The 21,763-nt window shown below is 66.2% G+C and carries 15 protein-coding genes; 11 read left to right on the top strand and 4 right to left on the bottom strand.

Annotated elements, in window-relative coordinates; genetic code table 11:
• The first annotated feature begins 7 nt into the window (after positions 1-7).
• Positions 8-1,108 (top strand): ABC transporter substrate-binding protein, encoded by a 1,101-nt coding sequence (locus tag MJ205_RS16390; protein ID WP_239809435.1) that lies wholly within the window; start codon positions 8-10, stop codon positions 1,106-1,108.
• Complete coding sequence (locus tag MJ205_RS16385) at positions 1,105-1,992, top strand: NAD(P)H-binding protein (RefSeq protein WP_239809434.1); 888 nt, start codon at positions 1,105-1,107, stop codon at positions 1,990-1,992. Before MJ205_RS16390 ends, MJ205_RS16385 begins: the two co-directional genes overlap by 4 nt.
• A 142-nt stretch (positions 1,993-2,134) precedes the next feature.
• Here the strand turns inward: MJ205_RS16385 and MJ205_RS16380 are convergent, their stop codons facing one another.
• A complete protein-coding gene (locus MJ205_RS16380) occupies positions 2,135-2,467 on the bottom strand; it encodes a four-helix bundle copper-binding protein (protein ID WP_239809433.1) in 333 nt (110 codons plus the stop codon).
• Between the two features lie 357 nt (positions 2,468-2,824).
• Between MJ205_RS16380 and MJ205_RS16375 the strand changes: the two genes are divergently transcribed.
• From MJ205_RS16375 to MJ205_RS16335, 9 genes are all read left to right on the top strand, one after another.
• Positions 2,825-3,703, top strand: a complete 879-nt coding sequence (locus tag MJ205_RS16375) for an alpha/beta hydrolase (RefSeq protein ID WP_239809432.1) — start codon at positions 2,825-2,827, stop codon at positions 3,701-3,703.
• A gap of 295 nt (positions 3,704-3,998) precedes the next feature.
• A complete protein-coding gene (locus MJ205_RS16370; RefSeq protein ID WP_239809431.1) occupies positions 3,999-4,784 on the top strand; it encodes a DUF2071 domain-containing protein in 786 nt (261 codons plus the stop codon).
• Between the two features lie 107 nt (positions 4,785-4,891).
• Positions 4,892-5,476, top strand: a complete 585-nt coding sequence (locus MJ205_RS16365; RefSeq protein WP_239809430.1) for a TetR/AcrR family transcriptional regulator — start codon at positions 4,892-4,894, stop codon at positions 5,474-5,476.
• 90 nt (positions 5,477-5,566) lie between these two features.
• Complete coding sequence (locus MJ205_RS16360) at positions 5,567-6,058, top strand: hypothetical protein (RefSeq protein ID WP_239809429.1); 492 nt, start codon at positions 5,567-5,569, stop codon at positions 6,056-6,058.
• Positions 6,059-6,310: 252 nt separating this feature from the next.
• A complete protein-coding gene (locus MJ205_RS16355) occupies positions 6,311-8,710 on the top strand; it encodes a glucose/quinate/shikimate family membrane-bound PQQ-dependent dehydrogenase (protein WP_239809428.1) in 2,400 nt (799 codons plus the stop codon).
• Positions 8,711-8,850: 140 nt separating this feature from the next.
• Positions 8,851-11,724, top strand: coding sequence for an Hsp70 family protein (locus MJ205_RS16350; protein WP_239809427.1), 2,874 nt, complete (start codon positions 8,851-8,853; stop codon positions 11,722-11,724).
• A 196-nt stretch (positions 11,725-11,920) separates the two neighbouring features.
• Entirely contained in the window at positions 11,921-12,943 is a 1,023-nt protein-coding gene (locus MJ205_RS16345; RefSeq protein WP_239809426.1) for a tripartite tricarboxylate transporter substrate binding protein, read from the top strand.
• Positions 12,936-14,030 (top strand): P1 family peptidase, encoded by a 1,095-nt coding sequence (locus MJ205_RS16340; protein WP_239809425.1) that lies wholly within the window; start codon positions 12,936-12,938, stop codon positions 14,028-14,030. Before MJ205_RS16345 ends, MJ205_RS16340 begins: the two co-directional genes overlap by 8 nt.
• Before the next feature lie 4 nt (positions 14,031-14,034).
• Positions 14,035-14,853: a M55 family metallopeptidase gene (locus MJ205_RS16335; protein WP_239809424.1), complete on the top strand. Its 819-nt coding sequence runs from the start codon at positions 14,035-14,037 to the stop codon at positions 14,851-14,853.
• Between the two features lie 1,495 nt (positions 14,854-16,348).
• Here MJ205_RS16335 and MJ205_RS16330 read toward each other — a convergent pair.
• The 3 genes from MJ205_RS16330 to MJ205_RS16320 all read right to left on the bottom strand — a co-directional run bounded on the left by MJ205_RS16330 (position 16,349) and on the right by MJ205_RS16320 (position 21,745).
• The gene (locus tag MJ205_RS16330; RefSeq protein WP_239809423.1) at positions 16,349-16,837 is read right to left on the bottom strand and encodes a CreA family protein; all 489 of its coding nucleotides are present in this window, start codon (positions 16,835-16,837) and stop codon (positions 16,349-16,351) included.
• A 65-nt stretch (positions 16,838-16,902) separates the two neighbouring features.
• Complete coding sequence (gene cphA, locus MJ205_RS16325; RefSeq protein ID WP_239809422.1) at positions 16,903-19,485, bottom strand: cyanophycin synthetase; 2,583 nt, start codon at positions 19,483-19,485, stop codon at positions 16,903-16,905.
• Between the two features lie 79 nt (positions 19,486-19,564).
• Positions 19,565-21,745, bottom strand: a complete 2,181-nt coding sequence (locus MJ205_RS16320; RefSeq protein WP_239809421.1) for a cyanophycin synthetase — start codon at positions 21,743-21,745, stop codon at positions 19,565-19,567.
• Between the last annotated feature and the right edge of the window lie 18 nt (positions 21,746-21,763).

Here is a 21,763-nt window from a genome sequence, read left to right as displayed (position 1 = left end):
GAAACCGATGACAAGCCCTTCCGAAACATCGAACGTACCAGGTCAACAACCCAGCTCCCTCTGGTACACCCGCTGCCCGGTGCCGTCGCCACTGGGCATTGCCGCGCAGCAAGGCTGGCTGCAAGAGGCCTTTGCAGCGCTGGGCATTGGGGTGGAGTCCATCTTTGACTCCAAGGACCGCAAGGTGCGCGAGAGCCATTTCGACCACAGCCTGCCCTGGTCCTTCCGCCAGGGCGGCAATATCCCGCCGATCTGGGCGCGGGCCAAGGGGCGCGATACCCGCCTGGTCGCCATCACCTGGACCGACGAGTTCCAGGCGCTGGTGACCTTGCCGGGCCGGGGCATCGACAAGCCCGAGGACCTGGCCGGCAAGCGCTTTGGCGTGCCCAGCCGCGTCAATGACCTGATCGACTTCCACCGCGCTACCGCCCTCAAGGGCCTGGTCTCGGGCCTGTCCCTGGTGGGCCTGCAGCACAGCGATGTGCAGCTGGTCGATCTGGTGATCGAGGAATCGGTGATCCAGCAGCATGGCACGCCCAGCCTGTTTGGCCTGCGCCGCCGCCACCCGTATTTCCGCGAGGCCGATGCCCTCGTGCGTGGCGAGGTCGATGCGATCTTTGTCAAAGGCGCCGAGGGCCTCTTGGTGGCCAACCTGATTGGCGCGCAGCTGGTCAGCGAGTTTGGCCGCCACCCCGATCCGCGCGTGCGCATCAACAACGGCACACCACGCACCCTGACGGTGGACGCCGCGCTGGCCGAGCAGCGCCCGGACCTGGTTCTGGAGCTGCTGCGTGTGGTGCAGCGCGCCGGCCGTTGGGCCGAGGCCCATCCCGACGAGACGCTGCGCTTTGTCGCCCGCGAGATCGCCACCAGCGAAGAGGCCATCCTGGCCTCCAACGGCGCAGACCTGCACCATCACCTGGGCATCAGCCTGGAGCCGGAGCTGGTCGATGCGATTGGCTACTTCAAGGACTTTTTGCTGGAATGGGGCTTTTTGCCGGCCGATTTCTCGGTCGCCGACTGGGTGGATGCCCGGCCGCTGAACCGCCTGCTGGCCGAGGGTGCGGCGCCGCAAACCGCCGCCGAGCCCGAGGCGCTGCGGGCATGAGTGCGAACCCGCATCCCCGCGTGCTGGTCTGCGGCGCCAGCGGGCGCCTGGGCCAGCTGCTGGTGCCGCGCCTGCTGGCCCGGCAGGCACGGCCAAGAGTATTCGTGCGCCAAGCCGCCACTGCGCAGGCGCTGTGGGGCGATACCGTCGAGGTGGCCCAGGGCAGTTTTGAGGATGCTGCGGCCTTGGGCCAGTCCCTCGTCGGCATTGACCGGCTGTTCCTGCTCTCTGCTATCACCCCGGCGCTGGCCGAGCAGCAACTACGCGTGATCGAAGCTGCGCGCGCTGCCGGTGTGCAGCACATCGTCAAACTCTCCGGCTCAGACTGGACCATTGACCCACCCGGCCGTTCGCTGTCCGGCGATGCCCATGGCCGCATCGAACAGGGCTTGCAGGCCAGCGGCATCTCCCACACGGTGCTGCGCCCCAATGCCTGGATGCAGGTGGGCCTGTCGCGCATCGCGGCTGATCTGCGCAGCGGCGATGTGCTGCGCTCCCAGCACCTGGGCGCTGGCGTCTCCTACCTTGATGCCCGCGACATCGCCGATGTGGCTGTTGAAGCGCTGCTGAACCCTGAAGCTGCCCAGCAGCGCCTGGGCGCCCGCGGCCCCTGGGTGCTGACCGGCAACCAGGCACTGCGCCCGCAAAAACTGGCCGAGATCGCATCGCGCCTGCTGGGCCGTCCCATTACCGCCGCCGCGCCTGTGGCCGCCCTCGCCGCCGACCCCTTTATCGCGCAGGTGCATCGCGAGTTTTTTACGCTGATGCGCGCGGGCCATGCGGCTGCGGTGACGGCCACCGTGCGGCAGGTGTTGGGGCGCGAGCCGCGGACGGTGGAGGGGTTTTTGGCGGAACAGCTCGGGGCTTTGGCGGTGGCGGCTTGAGGGGGCAGGCAGCGGGCCAGCAGTGTCTGGTGATCCTGAAAGCCCGGCCATCGGTTGGAGGGATGCCCATTGTTGGGGCGCAGCTCCGTCAGCGGGCTTCTTCACCGGTGCTGCAGACATGCGTGGCTTTGGCGCGGCCTGGTCAGTTGACCATCGCCAAGCAGGCCTTCGAGCAAGCTCTGCAAGCCTCTGCACATCGCACGCAATGGTCATGCGGGTGATGGGCGCACTCGTTCGCGCAAGCGAGGCAGACCTCGCTGCATAGCCTGCAGAAGTGTTTCGCCATTTCGCTGTTGCGCGCCATGGCACCCACAGCGAGCGAGCAGATGGCTGCGCAATCGGCATCCAGCGCAATGCAGCGTGCCATCATTTTGGGATCGTCCTCTTGGAGGCAGCCTGCAAAGCATTCGTTGCATGCAATCACGCAGGCGTTGCATGCGTCAATACAGGCCTGATAAGGGTTGGTGGTGGTCATCAGCGTCTCCTGTTGCAAAACCATGTTGTACGCCTTGCGCGCGGCTCAGGCTGTAGGAGTGACGCGTTCATTCCTCTGCATTCAGGGCGGCCTGCGGCTGTCCCGCAGTGAACCGTTGTAGGACGCTGGATCGACGGCCATGGGTCCTTAGCACCTCTGTACCAGATTCCAGGCGGTCATTCGGCCTACATCAGTTTCCGGTAGCAGCTGAGAGGCCCAGCACCTGGCTTGCCCGCAGACTGGTGACAATCATTGCTCGAAGCTGGCAGGAGGTTCCGTACTTTCAACGGAATGAATCCAAAACGCTTTCAGCGGCGTATAGCGCACATGCCCATTTCTTCCAAACTCTCCACCCCTATGAGCCGCCGCCTAGGCCTTATCAGCATTGGTTCCGCCATCGCAGCCCTGGTCTCCGGCTGTTCGGGTGCCCAGGTTCTGGACCACCTGGTGGCCCATGACACCTACCACGGCCCCACCGGCGTGCGCTATGGGCCCGATCCGCGTCATCTGCTGGATGTGTACCAGCCACAGGCCAGCACGGTCCCTGGCCATGCACCGGTGGTGCTGTTTTTTTATGGTGGCAACTGGACCAGCGGCGAACGGGCCGAGTACCGGTTCGTCGGCGAGGCGCTGGCTGCGAACGGCATCATCGCGGTGGTGGCCGACTACCGGCTGAGCCCCCAGGTGCAGTACGACGGCTTTCTGGGCGATTGCGCGTTGGCGCTGCAGTGGACCTTGGCCCAGGCCGCCAGCCTGGGGGGCGACCCGGCGCGGGTGATGGTGATGGGCCATTCGGCCGGCGCTTACAACGCCGCGATGCTGGCACTGGACCCGCGCTGGCTCGCGCCTTTGGGCCTGGCACCGGATCGCCTTGCGGGCTGGATTGGGCTGGCCGGGCCCTACGACTTTTTGCCGCTCGTGGACCCCCAGGTGCAGGTCGCCTTTAACTGGCCGCACACCCCGGCCGATTCCCAGCCGATCTTCTATGCCGAGGCCAAGGCCCCCCGCACTTTGCTGCTGGCCGCACGCAACGACAAGATCGTTGATACGCAGCGCAACACCGTCGGCCTGGCGAACCGGTTGCGGGCGGCCGGTACCAATGTGGATATGCGGATCTTTGACCGGCTCAGCCACGTGACGACGGTTGCCGCGCTGGCCCGGCCGCTGGACTGGCTGGCGCCGGTTCTGCCGACGGTGGTGGACTTTGTACGCGGGGATCCGAAACCGGCGCCATGACCTCTTAGGGGAGCGCCGCCGTGACCGGATGGGCCTCGGCGTCAAGCCTGCTTTGCAGCCGGTGCCCAGGTGGTTCCCTTGTGGCGGGAGTCGCATGGCGACAGGCTGGCGGCGCTAAGATCGTGGTTTTGGCCAGAACCGGCCCACCGCCACCACCGCGCAACGGTGCCAGCCAGCGCTGCTGCCAACCGCTTCCATGCATCACCTCTACACCCACCCGCACCAGGGCGCGTTTGGCAACGTCCTTGCCAAGTTGTTCAATTCGCGCCGCTTTGCCACGTGCCGGCGAGCGGCGATGTCTCGCTTGCCCTTCATGACCTTGGACAGCGATGTGGTGGATGTGGTCTACATGAACTGGCTGGTGGACGAAGCCCTGGCAGCACCCTTTGCCCCGCCGGGCGCGCGGCTCTGGTCTCACCAGGGCCGCACGCCGCTCACGGTACTGACCTATCGGCATGGCCATTTTGGTCCCCGTTGGATGGGCCCCTTGAGGCGCCTGATGCCTTCGCCGCTGCAGAGCAACTGGCGCCTGTACCTCGCAGAGCCGCTGTCTGATGCGCCGCCCATTCCCACCGTCGCCTTTGTCTACAACATGATGGACAGCCTCGCCTATGTGGCCGGGACGCGCCTGTTCAGTGATGCCTTGCCATCCCATTGGCCAGCCCGTTTCGATTTCCGCGTGACTCCCGATGAGGCCATCATCGGCATCGCGCCTGGCGAGGGCAGCGCGCCAAGATTGGCGGCGAGGGCGACCAGGGCGGTGAGGGCGGGGGAGGCCGTTTTGCCGCCTCCCTGGTCCGGGATGTTCAATGGCTGGCCGGATGCGATCGTTCGGCTGGCCTCCCAGGATGCCGCTGTGGTGGAGGTGCCGACAGCGGAGGGTGCCCCTGGCAGGTCGGCCTTGGCGACGATTGCATTGCCGGTGGATGCCGCCTCGGTGGAGCCCTTGCTGCTGGATACCCAAACCCTGGACTGTCCTTTGCTGCAGAGGCTGGATGCAGACCCGGAGGCCCTCTGTTTTCTGCTGCCCAGCGTGCGCTTTTCTGCATTGTCCGAACGGCTGTTGCGCGCTTCTGCCTGAGGCGGGCCCGCTGCGTCAGCGTCGTTTACCCATCAAAAATAGGCGCTTGACACTAACCAACCAACTAGTAGAATGGCTCATCTTTGAATGCGCTAGCTGCCCACCCGATGACTGTTGAACTCTCCCCCCGCGCCACTGAATTGGCAGAACACGCCCGGCACCTGCTGGCCGCCGGCGGCTACAACGGTTTCAGCTATGCGGATCTCTCTGAAAAGGTGGGCATCGGCAAGGCCAGCATCCACCACCATTTCCCCAGCAAGGCGGACTTGGTGTTGACAGTGGTTCAGCGCCACCGGCAGCAATCCACTGAGGGCTTGGCAGCGATGCAGCAGCATATCGGCGACGATCCACAGGCCCAATTGAGCGCTTATGTGGATTACTGGGCGCGCTGCATACGCGATGGTTCATCGACGATGTGCATTTGCGCGATGCTGGCCGCTGAGGCGCCGATGATTCCGCCGGAAATAGCAGCGGAAGTGCGTGGCTATTTCCAGGATCTGAGCGAGTGGCTGGCTGCGGTGATCTCGCAAGGCCAGGCCAAAGCGCAGTTCAAGCCGGAAGCGGCTGCGCCGGTAGAAGCGCTCGCCTTGATGTCCACCGTGCATGGCGCGATGCTGACGGCGCGCGCCTTGGGTGACCCCGAAGCTTTCCAGACGATTGTGCGCGCTGCGATACATCGGCTGGCCGTGTGAAGGACGGGCCGCTCAGCCAGGGAGCCGGGCCCTCTATTTTTTGCCCTGAAAACCAATCAACTAGTCGGTTGTTTTAAGAAAGTCCACCCCATGCCACATCCCATCTCTACCCTTGGCGCGGTACATACCGCCATCAGTGTGCTGCCGCTCGCTGCCGGCTTGTACAGCTTTATCCGCTACCGCGCCATTGAGCCGGCCAGGCGCTCGGGTCAGCTGTACCTGGTCAGCATGCTGCTGTCCGTGCTGACCGCTTTCGGCCTGTCCAGCACCGGAGGCTTCAATGCCGGCCATGCCCTGGGCATTCTGGCGCTGCTGGTGATCGGCGGGTCATTGCTCATCCGGCAGCTGCCACTGTTCCCGCGCCTGGTTCCCTATCTGTCGCAGTTCGGCTTTTCGTTCAGCTTCTTTCTGCTGTTGGTACCGGCCATCGGCGAGACCTTGACGCGTCTGCCAGTTGCCCATCCGTTGGCCACCGGCCCTGAGTCGCCTTTGGTGCGCGGCACCTTGCTCGTCTGGTTGGCGATTTTTGTGGTCGGCTCCGCATTGCAAATGTGGTGGATGCGCTCGCAGCGCAAGCGCTGATTCGGCAAAACCGGTTGTTTTCCGGCGGACAAGAGGTGGTGCAGAGGGTCCGCAAGAGTGCGTTAGGAATTGCCGGCCTTCTCGGGTACCAGCCGGTAAACACCGCCTTTGGCTGACAGACAACGCCCCCGCCTGGTGCTGCAATAGTTGCCGACTCATCCAATTCAGCGGCCCTAAGAACGTTCAGCGACTGCTCCAATGGGTAGAAGTCTTCCGTTCAACCTGGGGCCCGAGGGCCTGAAAGTGGAAGCAATGACGCAATCGCATGGCAAACCCATCGCTAGAAACATAACGGTAGCGATCCTGGTCCTGGTGACCTTGTTTTTGGTGGGGGGCGGGGGATGGCTGATCGCGCTCGGTGGCTCGGCCTACTACCTGGTGGCAGGCGTGGTGCTGGCCGTCATCACCTGGTTGTATGCGCGTGACCGCGTCGCAAGCCTGTGGCTGTATGCCGTGCTGCTGTTCGCGACGATCGCATGGGGCATCTGGGAGTCGGGGACCGATTTCTGGGCGCTGACGCCGCGATTGGATATCTGGTTTGTGCTGGGCCTGTGGCTGGTGCTGCCCTGGGCGAGCCGGCGGCTGCTGCCCAGCGCGGGTGCGAAATCGCTGCTGTCGCTGGGACTGGTGGCGGTGCTTGCGGTGCTGGGCCTGAGCTGGTTCAACGATCCGCAAGAAGTCAATGGCAGCCTGGCGCGCGCGCCGGCTCAGAAAACGCCGGTGGCGGGCGTGGCCGATGCCGACTGGCCGGCCTATGGACGCACCCAGGCAGGTGTGCGCTACTCGCCGCTGGCGCAGATCAACGACAGCAACGTGAACAAGCTCCAGCTGGCCTGGAAGTACCAGACGGCTGACTTCAAGGGCGAAGACGACTCGGGCGAAACCACGGCAGAGCTGACGCCGATCAAGGTGGGCAACCGCATGTTCATCTGCACGACGCACCAGTTCCTCGATGCCCTGGACCCGGCAACCGGCAAGCGCCTGTGGCGCTTTGATCCGCAGCTGAAAGCCGACCGCACCTTCCAGCATCTGACCTGCCGAGGCGTGTCCTACTACGACAGCGCCAACGTCGAGGCCAACAGCGCCAGCGTGCAGAAGAACCTGACCCAGGCCTCTGCCGAGTGCCCCCGCAAGGTGATCCTGCCGGTGAACGATGGGCGCCTGTTTGCGGTGAACCCGGACACCGGCAAGCCTTGCAGCGACTTTGGCAACCAGGGCCAGGTGGATCTGCAGGCCAATATGCCCTTTCCTTACCGGGGCGGCTACAACCCCACATCGCCCCCGGTGGTGACGGGCTCGACGATCGTGATTGGCGGCTCGATCACCGACAACCTGTCCAACTCCGAGCCATCGGGCGTGATCCGCGGCTATGACGTCAACACCGGCGCGCTGCGCTGGGTGTTCGATACCGGCGCCGAAGACCCGAATCAGATGCCCGGCGACAAGGGCGAGTTTGTGCACAACTCTCCCAATGCCTGGGCGCCGCTGGCCTATGACGCCCAGACCGACATCGTCTACGTGCCGACTGGCGTCGGGACGCCCGATATCTGGGGCGGCGACCGGACCCCATTGAAGGAGCGCTATGCCAACTCGATGCTGGCCCTGGATGCCAGCACCGGCAAGCTGGTCTGGCACTTCCAGACCACCCACCATGATCTCTGGGACATGGATGTGCCAGCGCAGCCCTCTCTGGTCGACCTCAAGCGCCCGGACGGTACGACGGTGCCTGCCATTTATGTGTTGACCAAGACCGGGCAGCTGTTTGTGCTCAATCGGACGAATGGCGAAGCGATCCTGCCGGTGACTGAAAAGCCGGTGCCGCAAAGCGTCAAGCGCGGCCCGCAAACCCATGGAGAACACTATGCGCCGACGCAGCCGTTCTCGCCGTTGAACATGGGGCCGCATGAGAATCTGACGGACCGGAACATGTGGGGCGCCACGATGTTCGACCAGCTGATGTGCCGTGTGATCTTCCACCGCCTCAATTACGAAGGTATCTATACGCCGCCGTCGGAAAATGGCACCTTGGTGTTTCCGGGCAACCTTGGTGTATTCGAGTGGGGAGGCATGGCGGTGGACAGCGACCGCCAGATCGCGTTCATGAACCCGCTGGGTCTGCCCTTTGTATCGCGCCTGATCCCGGCGGACCCGAACCGTCCGCGCACCGAAAAGGGCGCTGGCACCGAGCAGGGCGTGCAGCCCATGTATGGCACGCCGTATGGGGTGGAGCTCAATGCCTTCCTGTCGCCGCTGGGCCTGCCCTGCAAGGAGCCGGCATGGATGACGGTCGCGGGTGTGGATCTGGCGACGCATGAAGTCGTGTGGCGCAAGCGTGTGGGCACCATCCGCGACAGCCTGCCCAAGCTGATGGAGCTGCCGCCGATCAAGGCCGGTGTGCCGGGTTTGGGTGGCCTGATCTCCACCGGCGGCAACCTGATGTTCATCGGCGCAACCCAGGACAACTACCTGCGCGCGTTCAACGCCAGCAATGGCGAACTGCTCTGGCAGGCACGCCTGCCCGCCGGCGGCCAGGCGACGCCGATGACCTACGACATCGGCGGCAAGCAGTATGTGGTCATCATGGCCGGCGGGCATGGCTCGTTCGGCACCAAGATGGGTGATTCGTTGATGGCCTATGCATTGCCGGATTGAGCTGAAGACGAGGGCATAGCGGGCGCTGCTGCACCAGCGGCACCGCTTTCGCAGAGGCACCCTGGGTCTTTGCAAGAATTGTTACGATTCGCCTACCCGGCCATCCTTGGCCGGGTTTTTGCCGTCTCGCTTGGCCGTTTATGAATTCCTCGTCTCCCTCCTATGTCATTGGTATCGATCTGGGCACCAGCCACACGGTGGTGGCCTATGCACCACTGACGGGGGCGGGGGACGAGATTGCGCTGCTGACCATTCCCCAGCGCAGCAGTGCGGGCGAGGTACAGGCGCAGACCCTGCTGCCCTCGGTGCGCTACCAGGCGGCTGCGGGGGAGCTGGGCGATGCCTGGCAACAGCCCTGGCCGCCGCAAGGCGCGAGCGATGAAGCGCCGGCGGTGGTAGGACGCTGGGCCCGTGACCTGGGCACCGCTGTGCCCAGCCGCCTGGTGGCCAGCGCCAAAAGCTGGCTGTCGCACCCGGGGGTGGACCGCAGCGCGGCCATCCTGCCCTGGGGCGCCGGCGACGAGGTCGCCAAGATATCGCCGCTGGCGGCATCGGCCTCCTACCTGGCGCATGTGAAGGCGGCCTGGGAGCAGGCCCATCCGCAGGCGCCACTGAGCGCGCAGATCGTTGTGCTGACGGTGCCCGCCTCGTTTGATGAGGGCGCGCGCGCGCTGACTGTGGAGGCCGCTCAACGGGCCGGCCTGCCGCAGGTGCATTTGCTCGAAGAGCCCAAGGCCGCTTTCCACGACTGGCTGGTGCTGCAGGGCGAGCAGCTGGCTGCGCGGCTCGCCGACAGCCGGCTGGTGCTGGTGGTGGATGTGGGCGGAGGCACCACCGACCTGACCTTGATCCAGGTCGAGCCCGCCGCCGATGGCGGCCTGCCGAGCCTGACACGCACTGCCGTGGGCGAGCACCTGATGCTGGGCGGCGACAACATGGATCTGGCGCTGGCCCACCAGCTGGAGCCCCAGTTTGCGCCCGAGGGCCAGCGCCTGCCGGCAGCCCGTTTTGCGCAGCTGGTGCAGCGCTGCCGCATGGCCAAGGAGCAGTTGCTGGCGGCTGATGCGCCCGAGCAAATCGCCGTGACCCTGCTGGGCGGCGGCAGCCGCCTGCTGGCCCAAAGCAAGACCGCCAGCCTGAGCCGCGCCCAGGTGCAGCAATGGGTGGTTGAAGGCTTCTTGCCGCTGGCCGAGCGCAGCGCGGTGCCCAGCAAACGCCAGGGCGCCTTGCGCGGCTTTGGCCTGCCCTACCCGGCCGATGCGGCTATCACCCGGCATCTGGCGCAGTTTCTGGCGCAGCATGCAGGCAACGGCGGGGCGCAGGCGCTGCCCGATACCGTCTTGCTCAATGGCGGCGTGTTCCATGCGCATGCGGTGGTGGAGCGGCTGACGCAGCAGCTCAGCGCCTGGCGCGGCACGCCGGTGTGCGTGCTGCACAACCCGCACCCCGACTGGGCCGTGGCCCGGGGCGCGGCCGCCTATGGCCTGACGCGTTTTGCGCCCGAGGCTGAGCCCGCCGCAACGCTACCTGCAGCGGCCGATGCAGCAGCGCCACCTGTGGCCCCCCTGCGCAGTCGCTTGCCGCAGATTGGGGGCGGATCGGCGCGCAGCTACTGGCTGCTGCTGCCCGGTGCCAAGGGCGCAGCACCCCAGGGCCTGTGCCTGCTGCCAAGGGGCACGCAGGAAGGGGTGCGCATGGTTTTATCCGGCCGGCGCTTTGCGCTCAAGCTGGGCCAGGCGGTGCGCTTTGACCTGCTGGCCAACAGCTTGCCCAGCTTGCCAGCCCAGGCCGGGCAGCTGGCGCCGTTGCAGGGCGATGGTTGGGTGGAGCTGCCGCCGCTGGCCACCGTGCTGCCCGCGCCCGAGGGCCAGCACCAGGCCCAGATCGAGGTGCAGCTGCAGGCCAGCATGACCGAAGTCGGCACCCTGGAGGTGCGCTGCGTGGCGGTCGATGACCCGAGCCAATCCTGGCTGCTGCCGCTCAGCCTGCGCGGCACGGTGCAGGCAGCGGATGACAGCGCGGCCACCGCTGACAGCGCCGGCGAGGCGCATGCCAGCGCACGCCGGGAGCAGGCGATTGCGCAGATCGACCGTATTTTTGGCAACCAGGCGCAGGCGGTGGACGCCAAGGAGGTACGCCAGCTGCGCCAGGTGCTGGAGCGGCTGCTGGGCCCGCGCAACAGCTGGGATCTGGCACTGCTGCGCGCGATGTTTGATGCGCTGCTGGCGCGTGCCAAGCGCCGCCGCCGCACGCCCGAGCATGAGCGCGCCTGGCTGAACCTGGCCGGCTGGTGCCTGCGCCCGGGCCTGGGTGCGCAGTTGGATGCCTGGCGGGTGGAGCAGGTCTGGGCGCTGTACCCCCAAGGCCTGGGCCATGGCAAGGAGCCGGGCAACTGGACCGAATGGTGGGTGTTCTGGCGCCGCGTGGCTGCCGGCCTGAACGAAGCGCAGCAGATGGAGCTGCTCGAAGACGTGGCCGGCCACATGCAAAAGGCGGTGCAGCAGACCGCCCGCAAGCGCGCCGATGGCAGTGGCGGCAAAAGCAGCCATGGCAGCTATGACGACATGCTGCGCCTGTTTGCCGCGATGGAGGCCGTCCCCTGGCAGTACCGCCAGGAGATGGGCCAGTGGATGCTGCAGCGCCTGAAGCGCGAGGGCGAAACCGTGCAGACCTGGTGGGCCATCGGCCGCCTGGCCGCCCGCGAGCCGATGGCCGCCAATGCCCACCTCGTCATGCCCCCCGACGCCGCCCAGGAGTTTGTGCAGGCCACGCTGGCCCAGGACTGGCGCCGCAACGAGACGGCCATGTTTGCCGCGCTGCAGATGGCACGCATGACCGGCGACCGCGCCCGCGACCTGCCCGATGCGCTGCGCAGCGCGGTGCTGGAGAAGATGCGCAGCAGCGGCGCACCCGAGCGCTGGATCGCGATGGTGAGCCAGGTGGTGGAGATGGATGCCGAAGACCAGCAGCGCAGCCTGGGCGACAGTCTGCCGCCGGGTCTGGCGTTGCTGTAAGCGCCTGTTCAAGCGTTCCTCACGCCGCGGCCGTGGCTTGGAACAGGCCTTTCGCCCCGTGTTTGGGCGCTGGCCTCTGCTGCAATCGCGACGGGTGGCGGCGCCCGTCGCGGCATTGTGGCCACCGGCCAGTGCAACAATGGCGGCTGCGCCGCGCGGTACTGCGGGCGCGGTGCCACTTTCAGGAGATATTGCAATGATGTTTGACACGACCCCCTCTTCAGCTTGCTTGCCGCGCCGTGCTGCGCTGGCTGCGGCACTGGCCGCCGTGCTGGCGGGCGGCGTGCTACCCCAGGCCTGGGCACAAGGGAGTACTGCCAGCAGTACGGCCAACTGGCCGAACAAGCCCATCACCTTTGTCGTGCCCCAGGCCCCCGGTGGGGCCAATGATGTGATTGCCCGCGCCGTCGCACAGGGCCTGGGCCAGTCGCTCGGGCAGCCGGTGATTGTGGAGAACCGGGCAGGGGCCAATGGCAATGTGGGCACCAGCCAGGTGGCGCGCAGCGCGGCCGATGGCTACACCTTTCTGGTGACGGCGCAGAGCGCCTACACGATCAACCCGGCGCTCTACAGCTCGGTGCCTTTTGACCCGATCAAGGACTTCACGCCGGTGATGCAGCTGGCCGTGGCGCCTTACCTGCTGGTGGTGAACCCGAACTTCCCGGCCAAGAACCTGGACGAGCTGGTGGCCTATGCCAAGCAGCACCCGGGCAAGGTCGAGTACGCATCGGCCGGCAATGGCACCTTGAACCATCTGCTGGGCGAGATGCTGAAAAAGCAAAAGGGCGTGGACCTGCTGCATGTGCCTTACAAGGGCGCCTCGGCCGCTGCCACCGATGTGGTCGCCGGCCAGTTGCCGATGACCTTTGGCAGCTTTCCCGGTGTGATGCCCTTTGTCAGCAGCGGCAAGCTGCGCGTTTTGGGCGTGGCCTCGGACAAGCCGACCCAGCTGGCGCCTGAGATCCCGCCGCTGGGCAAGGGCCTGGCCGTCACCAGCTGGTACGGCCTGTTTGCACCAGCCGGCACGCCCGATACCGTCGTCGTGCGCCTGCATGCCGCGATCACCAAGGTGCTGGCCACGCCGGTGATGGCCGAGCGCCTGAAGACCCTGGGCGCGGAGTCTGTGGTGTCGACCCCACAGAGCTTCAAGGCCAGCCTGCCGGCCGAGCTGGCCTACTGGAAGCAGGTGGTGCAGGACTCGGGAGCGCACATTGACTGAGCCCCAAGACGCCGCACTGCTGGACGCCTGCAGGCAATTGCCCGTCGTCGGCCTGCTGCCGGCGGGCCCGCGCAATGCCATCACCGATGTGGCTGGCCTGCGCCTGGGGCATTGCACCTTGGCCGATGGCGATCTGCAGACCGGGGTCACGGTGCTGATCCCGCCGCAAGACAACCCCTTTATGCACAAGCTGCCCGCCGGTCTGGCGGTGATCAACGGCTTTGGCAAGAGTGCCGGCCTGGTGCAACTGGCCGAGCTGGGCCAGATCGAAACCCCGATTGCGCTGACCAATACCTTTGGCGTCTCGGCCGTGGTGCAGGCGCAGATTGCGCAGTGCATTGCGGCCAACCCCGAATGCGGCCGCAGCCTGCCCACCGTGAATGCGCTGGTGCTGGAATGCAATGATGGCTACCTGAGCGATATCCAGCGCATGGCCATGGGCCCGGCGCACTACCAGGCGGCGCTGGACAGCGCTTCGCCCGACGTGGTGCAGGGCGCGGTGGGTGCGGGCCGGGGCATGTCGGCCTTCCAGCTCAAGGGCGGCATCGGCAGCGCATCGCGCCAGGTCGTTGTGGGCGAGCAGCGCTATACCGTGGGTGCGCTGGTGCTGGCCAATATGGGCAAGCTGGCCGATCTGCGCTGGGGCGGCCAGGCGCCGGGCGCAGCGCTGGAGCGGCGGCTGCAGGCCAAGCTGGCCGCGGGCGCAGTGGCAGGTGCCGCAGTAGGCGATGGTGTGGACAAGGGCAGCATCATCATGCTGCTGGCCACCGATGCGCCACTGGACAGCCGCCAGCTCAGCCGCCTGGCGCGGCGTGCCGCCGCCGGCCTGGCCAACACCGGCTCCTGTTACGGCCATGGCAGCGGCGATATCGCGCTGGCGTTCTCGACGGCCTACACCCTGCCCGCCGATGCGGCCACGCCGATGCCGGCGCTGGCGATGCTGCATGAGGCGCAGCTGGACCCGCTGTTCCGCGCGGCGGCCGATGCGGTGGAGCAATCCATTTTGAATGCGCTGTGGCATGCCCAGAGCGTGCAAGGGCGCGGCGGCCACCAGCGCTGGGGGCTGCAAGAACTCTGCAAGGACTGAAGCGATGAAAGTACTGATTTCTGTCGATATCGAAGGCGTGGCCGGTGTCTACCACCCCGAGCAGGTGCGCGCAGGCAACCCGGAGTACGAGCGCGCGCGCCGCCTGATGGCCCAGGAAGCCAATGCTGCTGTCGAAGGCGCTTTTGCCGCTGGCGCGGAGGAGGTCTATGTCAACGACTCGCACGGCGGCTTTCGCAACATGCCGCCCGATCTGCTCGATGCGCGCGCCCAGGTCATCCAGGGCAAGCCGCGTTACCTGAGCATGGTGGCGGGCGTGGAGCTGGGGGTAGATGCGGTCTGCATGGTCGGCTACCACTCGCGCGCACAGGGCCGGGGCATCCTGGCCCACACCATCAACAGCTTTGCGTTTGCCAGCATCCATATCAACGGGCAGGAGGCCAGCGAGGCCAGCATTTATGGCGCGTTGGCAGGCGCCTATGGCGCGCCGGTGGTGATGCTGGCCGGCGACGATGTGCTGCGCGAGGAGAACCAGGCGATCTTCCCGCATGCGGTGTTTGTGCAGACCAAGCGCGCCACGGGCCAGGGCAGCGGCATCAGCCTCTCGCCCGAGCAGGCGCAGCAGGCGATCCGCGCCGGGGTGGAGCAGGGCCTGGCCGGCCGCGCGCGCTGCCAGCCGCTGCCAACGGCCAGCCCGGTGCAGGTGCAGATTGCCGCGACCTCGCCGGGCATGGCCGATCTGTTCTGCCAGTGGCCGACCCTGGAGCGGGTCGATGGCCGCACGGTGCGCTTCAGCGCGCCGGACATCGAATCGGCCGTGCGCATGACCAATTGCCTGTCAGCCATGTCCAGCATGCTGCGCTGAGCGGCTGGGGCGGCGACCTGGCTGGCATCGCCTGCTGTCTGCGAGAGAGCGGCGCCGGGCGGTCATGAGGCCACTTCTGCAGCGCCTCTATTCATTGTTTTCTCGCACCAAAGCATGGCAGTCTGCCGGTGGCGGGCTGGGGCCCTGCACCAAGGCGGGCAGGCTGTCGGCCGTGGAGCGCTGGTAGCTCCCGTTTTGGCAGGACGGCTACGCGTTGGAACTGGCATGGAATATGCATCTACCCTGGTAGCAGGCCCAGGGCGGTCTGTTTTTCGGTAATCGCGAGTTACTTCTATAACGGCGTCTCTTGGTTGGTGGTGTCATGCCTCAGCTGAGGGATGCTTTTTTTGTGGTCTGGGCTGGGCCATGTGCTTTGTTGGGGTTCTGTTTACTACTGGCGTAGGGCGGCTGGCCGGGTCTCGCCCCGGCGGGCGAGGTACTTTTCTTGCGCGGCCCCGGATCGCCGGCCGAAGAAAAGTACCCAAAAGAAGGCCGCCCCTGCTGCTTGCGACCCTTCGCGTTGCGAAGGGCAACCTGTGTCGTGGCATTTGCGGGGTGTGCCGCGAAACTCTCTACGCGCCGTAGGCGCTCCGTTCGGACAGACGCGGCAAGCTAGTGGACGATGCACTGGCACTCTTCGGTGCCAGTGCCACCCCGCAAATGCCACGCCCCAGGCGCATGCAAAAGGGGGGATTCGGGATAGCTTCTTTGGGTGTTTTGGGGCTAGGCCTTTGGCGTGAGGTTGGTTGGCTGGCCGTTGTGCTTGTTTATTGGTTTTGTTTACTACTGCGTAGGGCGGCTGGCCGGGTCTCGCCCCGGCGGGCGAGGTACTTTTCTTGGCGACCAAGAAAAGTACCCAAAAGAAGGTCGCCCTGCTGACTGCGTCCCTCCGCTTCGCTGCGGGCAACCTGTGGTGCTCGGGCATGGGCTGCACCGCGAAACTCACTACGCGCCAGGGGCGCTCCGTTCAAACAGACGCGGTGAGTCAGTTCACGAAGCAGTTGCACTCTGCGGTGCAACTGCCCAGCCCATACCCTGTGCTCCTCGGCGCATTCAGAAGGGAAACTGAGCAGACGCGGGCCATCGCTACGCTCGGCACCCAAAACAGGCCGAGCGCAGCGATGGCCTGAAGGCTGCTGGCTGTTTCAGCATCCCCCCTTTTGCATGCGCCTGGGGCGTGGTGTTTGTGGGGTGGCGCTGGCACCGCAGAGTGCCAGCGCTTCGTGAACTAGCTTGCCGCGTCTGTTCGAACGAAGCGCCTTGGCGCGTAGTGAGTTTCGCGGCACACCCCACAAACACCACGACACAGGTTGCCCTTCGCAACGCGAAGGGTCGCAAGCAGCAGGGGCGCCTTTGCTTTGGTTACTTTCATTTGGCGCCAAATGAAAGTGACTGCGCCGCCGGGCGCACATCCCGGCCAGCAGCCCTACGCCAGTAGTAAAAACGCAAATTAAAAAGCGCAGCCATAGCGGCGATCAGCGCTAAAGAAGAGCAATCACTTGACCGGAATAACCGTAGAAGCAGGCACCGCCACCGCCGTCACACTGTTCTGCGGCGAGCCCTCAATCACCTTGTCCGAATACGTCATATAGACCAAAGTATTGCGCGCCGAATCCACCATGCGCACCACCCGCAAACGCTTGAACAGCAGCGAGGTCCGCTCGCTGAACACCTCTTCCTGCTGCTTCAACGGCTTCTCGATGCTGATCGCGCCCGCCTGCACACAGGCAATCGAGGCCTCGGAGCGGTCCTCGGCCAAGCCCAGCGCGCCTTTGACGCCACCGGTGCGGGCGCGCGAGACATAGCAGGTCACGCCTTTGACCAGCGGGTCGTCATAGGCCTCGACAACGATCTTGTGGTCGGGGCCGATGAACTTGAACACGGTGTCCACCGAGCCGATGGTGTCCGGTTGGGCCCAGGCGGCCGTGGCGGCCAGGCAGGCTGCGGCGGCGACGGCGTGGCGCCAGGAAGAAGGGATCAGCATGGAGGGCAGTCCGAAAAAGGAGAGGGGGCTGCACCGGCGCGGTGGCCGGTGCATGCAGGAGGCGGTCAGGCCTGGGCGGCGGCTTGGGCCACGTGGCGCTGCAGATGCGCGAGCGCCTCTTCGACCTGGTCGACCAGCACCAGGCACAGATCGCCGGGTTGCAGGCGTTCCAGTGCGTGGTCGATGGCGACGAACTCGCCGTGGATATCGGTCACGTAGCTGGTGCGGCTGGCGCCTTGCAGGCCTTGGCGCAGCAGCGCGATGACTTCGCCGTCGGCGCGGCCGCGCTGGGCCGCATCCTGGTAGAGGATGACGTCGTCGAAGGCCTCGCCCAGCATTTCGGTCTGCACGCGGATGTCTTCGTCGCGGCGGTCACCGGCGCCGCTGATGACCACGCTGCGCTTGTTGGCGGGCATGGCTTCCACGGCCTGGATCAGCGCGCGGATGGCATCGGGGTTGTGGCCGTAGTCGGCGATGATCGTCGCACCCCGGTAATCCATCACGTTAAAGCGGCCAGGGGCGTTGTCGCTGTCGTTGACAAAGCCTGCCAGGCCACGGCGGATTGTCTGCCAGGGCAGGCCAGCGGCCCAGGCGGCGCCGATCGAGGCCATCACATTCTCGACCTGGAACGTGATCGCGCCATTGCGGGTGATCGGGATCTCGCGCAGCGGGATCGATTCGCGCCAGGAGCCTTCGGCGGCCACGATGCTGTCGCCATCGACATAGACGACGCGGCTGCCCTGGGCGCGGTGCGTGGCCATCAGCGGGTGGTGGCGGTCGGCGGCAAAGAAGATCACCTTGCCGGGGCAGACATGGGCCATTGCGGCGACCAGCGGGTCGGCAGCGTTCAGCACTGCGTAGCCGGTGGGTGCCACGTTCTGCACGATCACGCGCTTCAACACACCCACGTCTTCCTTGGTGGTGATGAAGTTCAGGCCCAGGTGGTCGCCTTCGCCGACGTTGGTGACCACGGCGACCTGGCAGCGGTCAAAACCCAGGCCTTCGCGCAGAATGCCGCCGCGTGCACATTCGAGCACCGCGGCATCGGTCTCGGGGTGGGCCAGCGCGTTGCGTGCGCTGCGCGGCCCCGAGCAGTCGCCGCTGTCGATCTGGCGGCCGTTGACGTAGACGCCATCGGTGTTGGTCATCGCCGTGCGCCAGCCGTGCGAGGTGAACAGATGGGCGATGACGCGGGTGGTCGTGGTCTTGCCATTGGTGCCGGTCACGGCGACCAGCGGGATGCGGCCGTCGTTGCCGGCGCTGAACATCTCATCGACCATCGGCACCCCGACATGGCGGGGCTTGCCGAACGAGGGCGCCAGGTGCATGCGCAGGCCGGGGGCGGCGTTGACTTCGACAATGCCGCCGCTTTGCTCTTCCAGGGGCTTGAGCATGGTCTCGCAGACCACGTCCACGCCGCAGATGTGCAGGCCGATGGTCTGGGCCGCTTCGATCGCACGGGCGGCGATTTCAGGGTGCACGTCATCGGTCACATCGGTGGCACTGCCGCCGGTGGACAGGTTGGCATTGTTGCGCAGCACCACGCGCTGGCCCTGGCCGGGCACGCTGTCGGGGGTCATGCCTTCGCTGGCGATGCGGGCGATGGCGATGTCGTCCAGGCGGATCTTGGTCAGCGCCGTGCCGTGGCCGGTGCCGCGGCGCGGGTCCTGGTTGACCAGGTTCACCAGCTCGCGGATCGTGTGCTGGCCGTCGCCCAGCACCTGGGGCGGCTCGCGGCGGGCAGCGGCAACCAGCTGGCCGCCGACCACCAGCAGGCGGAAGTCGTGGCCGGGCAGGAAGCGCTCGACCATGATCTCGTCGCCAAATTCGCTGGCGGTCTTGTACGCGGCCTCCAGGCCTTCGCGGGTGGTGATGTTGACCACCACGCCCTTGCCCTGGTTGCCATCCTGCGGTTTGACGACGACGGGCAGGCCCACCTCCAGCGCCACTTGCCAGGCTTCTTCGACATCGGCCACCGGGCGGCCCATCGGCACAGGCACGCCAGCGGCATGCAGCAGGCGCTTGGTCAGGTCCTTGTCCTGCGCAATGGATTCCGCCACCGCGCTGGTCGAATCGATCTCTGCTGCCTGGAAGCGGCGGGCCTTGGAGCCCCAGCCCAGTTGCACCAGCGAGCCGCTGGTCAGGCGGCGGAACGGAATGCCCCGGGCGACAGCGGCGTCGACGATGGCGCCAGTCGAGGGGCCGATGCGCTCGTCTTCATCGAGCTCGCGCAGTGCGGCAATGGCGGCGTCGGCATCAAACGGCGTGTCGTTCAGTGTGGCCTGGATCAGCGCTTCAGCCTTTTCCATCGCCAGCTTGCCCACGGCTTCCTCGGTGTACTCGACGACGACCTGGTAGATGCCGGGCTCGGTCGTGATATGGGTGCGGCTGAAGGTGACCGGGCAGCCGGCTTGCGCCTGCAGCGACAGCGCGGCAACCTCGAGCACATGGGCCAGCGACAGCGCTTGGTCGGCGCCATGGGGCTGCAGGGGGGCGATATTGGGGAAGCGCGCACGCAGTTTTTCTTCAAAACCGGGGATGGTGCTGTAGCGCTGTTCGCTGTCTTCACAGCGCACGATGGTCTCGATGGCGGTGCTGCGGGTCCAGAGGTTGGGGCCACGCAAGGCACGGGTGCGGGAGAGCTGCATAGTGTTTCTTTCAGATGGAGGGCCCGCTGAATCAGCGGGCCGTGCATGCTTGTCGTCGTGGGGAGCCGTGTCCGGCGTGTCAGGCGTTGTACTCGAAGGTCTTGATACCGGCACCGATCAGATCGGGGGTGATATCCAGCGCCCAGGCCGTGGCGATGGCGGCAAGCAGGGCCGAGGTGTCGGGCTTCTTGCCGCCCGGCAGGCTCAGCGCATCGAGGGTGCCCAGCACGCGCTCTTGCGCGCCGGTGGCCAGTACCACGTTGTTGCCCTTGATGACGACGGCGCGGCCGCCTTCGTGCTGGGCTTCGGTGTTGGCACGGTGGGCGGCCACCGCTTCGTTGTCCGCCTGGGCCGAGTAGAGGACTACTTCGCCATCGCAGAGCTCGGCCAGATCGGCCACCTCGGGCAGGTCGGCATTGAGCACGCCGGCGCCTTCGTCCAGCACCACATCGATCTGGGTGCGCATCACGCGGCGCATCTGGCCAGGTTCGAGCACGTCATGGTCCGCCAGGCTCTCAAATCCTTGCATGTCGGTCACCACACCGACCAGGCAGCGGTCGTAGGCCAGGCCTTCTTCCAGGATGGAGCGGGCGGTCGTCTGGATCACCGCAGCCTGCGCCAGGCGGTTGGTCAGCAGGCGGTGGGCACCCGCCCAGTTGGCGGTATTGGTCTTCTGGGTCTGGCGGTTCGACAGGTACATGCCCTCGTCGCTGGCCACACCGGTGAGCTTGCCCGACAGCTGCAGCAACCAGCCCACCAGGCGTGCGATGAAGGCATTGTTCTGCGTGCCGACAATGCCCACCACGGGGATGCGGCCCGCGCCGGCACCGTCTTCGCGGGGGAAGAGGTGGTCTGCAATGGCCATGCCGACCGGGCGCGGCGCGCCGCTGGTGGGCTTGAGGTGCATCAGCAGGCCGGGGCCGGCATTGACTTCCAGGATGGCGCCCTGGCCCTGCATCGGCTGGGAGACATCCTTGAGGATCATGTCCATGCCGGCGATATCCAGGCCGACGATCTTGGCCGCCAGCACGGCGTAGTAGGCAACGTCGGGGTGCACGTCATCGAGGCAGTCGATCGCCATGTTGCCATTGCGTTGCAGCAGCACACCCTGGCCCTGGGCGATCACGCTGTCGGGCGTGACGTTCTGGCGGTTGAGTTCGAGCTTGACCGCACCGGCTTCCAGATTGATCCAGTCGAGCGGGTACTCCTGCTCGGGGCCACGGCGCGGGTCTTCATTGAGCACGGCCACCAGCTCGCGCAACGTGGACTTGCCATTGCCGTAGACGCTGACGGTCTCGCCCTTCGTGGCCGCAACCACCTTGTCGCCCACCACCAGCAGGCGGTGTTCGACGCCGTCGATGAACTTCTCGACGATGACGTCGGAGCCTTCGGGCTGGGCCAGTGCGAACGCCGCCTTGATGTCGGCCTCCTGCGACAGCTCCAGCGTCACGCCACGGGCATGGTTGCCGTCGGAGGGCTTGACGGTGACGGGGAAGCCGATCTCTTGCGCCACTTCCCAGGCTTCTTCAGGGCTGGCGACGATCTGGCCTTCGGGCACCGGCACGCCGCAGGCGGCCAGCAGGCGCTTGGTGAAGTCCTTGTCCTGGGCAATGCCCTCGGCAATCGCGCTGGTCTGGTCGGACTCGGCCGTCCAGATGCGGCGCTGCGCGGCGCCATAGCCGAGCTGGACCAGGTTGCCGTCATTGAGGCGGATATGGGGAATGCGGCGCTCGCTGGCGGCATCGACGATGCAGCCGGTCGAGGGGCCCAGGTAGCGGTCGTTGATTGCCGTCTTGATCGCATGGACCGCCGGCTTGATGTCGTAGGGCTCGTCGTTGATTGCGGCCATCAGCAGCTGGTGGCCGTGTTCCAGGGCGACGCGGGCGACGGCCTCTTCGGGGCAGCGGAACACCATGCGGTAGACGCCGCGCTTGGAGATCTCACGCGTCTGGCCGAACTCGGCCGGCATGCCCGCCAGGTTCAGCAGCTCGATGATCACGTGTTCCATCACATGGCCCATCCAGGTGCCGCCTTCGAGGCGCTGGATGAAGCCGCCGCGCTCACCGACGCCGCAGGTGTGCTCGATCAGGTCGGGCAGCCAGGTGGTGAGGCGTTCGTTCAGCCCGGGGATCTTGTTCGAGGGATAGTCCTCCAACTCTCCCAGGTCCAGCCAGACCTCCAGAACAGGGCGGTAGGTCCAGACGCTGGGGCCGCGCAAAAACGTGGTGCGCAAGAGTTGGATGGTATTGAATTTCGCCATATCGATCAACGGATAAAC

It is taken from the genome of Comamonas sp. B21-038, from assembly GCF_022387135.1.
Classification (GTDB): domain Bacteria; phylum Pseudomonadota; class Gammaproteobacteria; order Burkholderiales; family Burkholderiaceae_C; genus Comamonas; species Comamonas sediminis.
The sequence above is the reverse complement of the archived record's forward strand: the minus strand, read 5'-3'. Positions and strand labels throughout refer to the sequence as shown.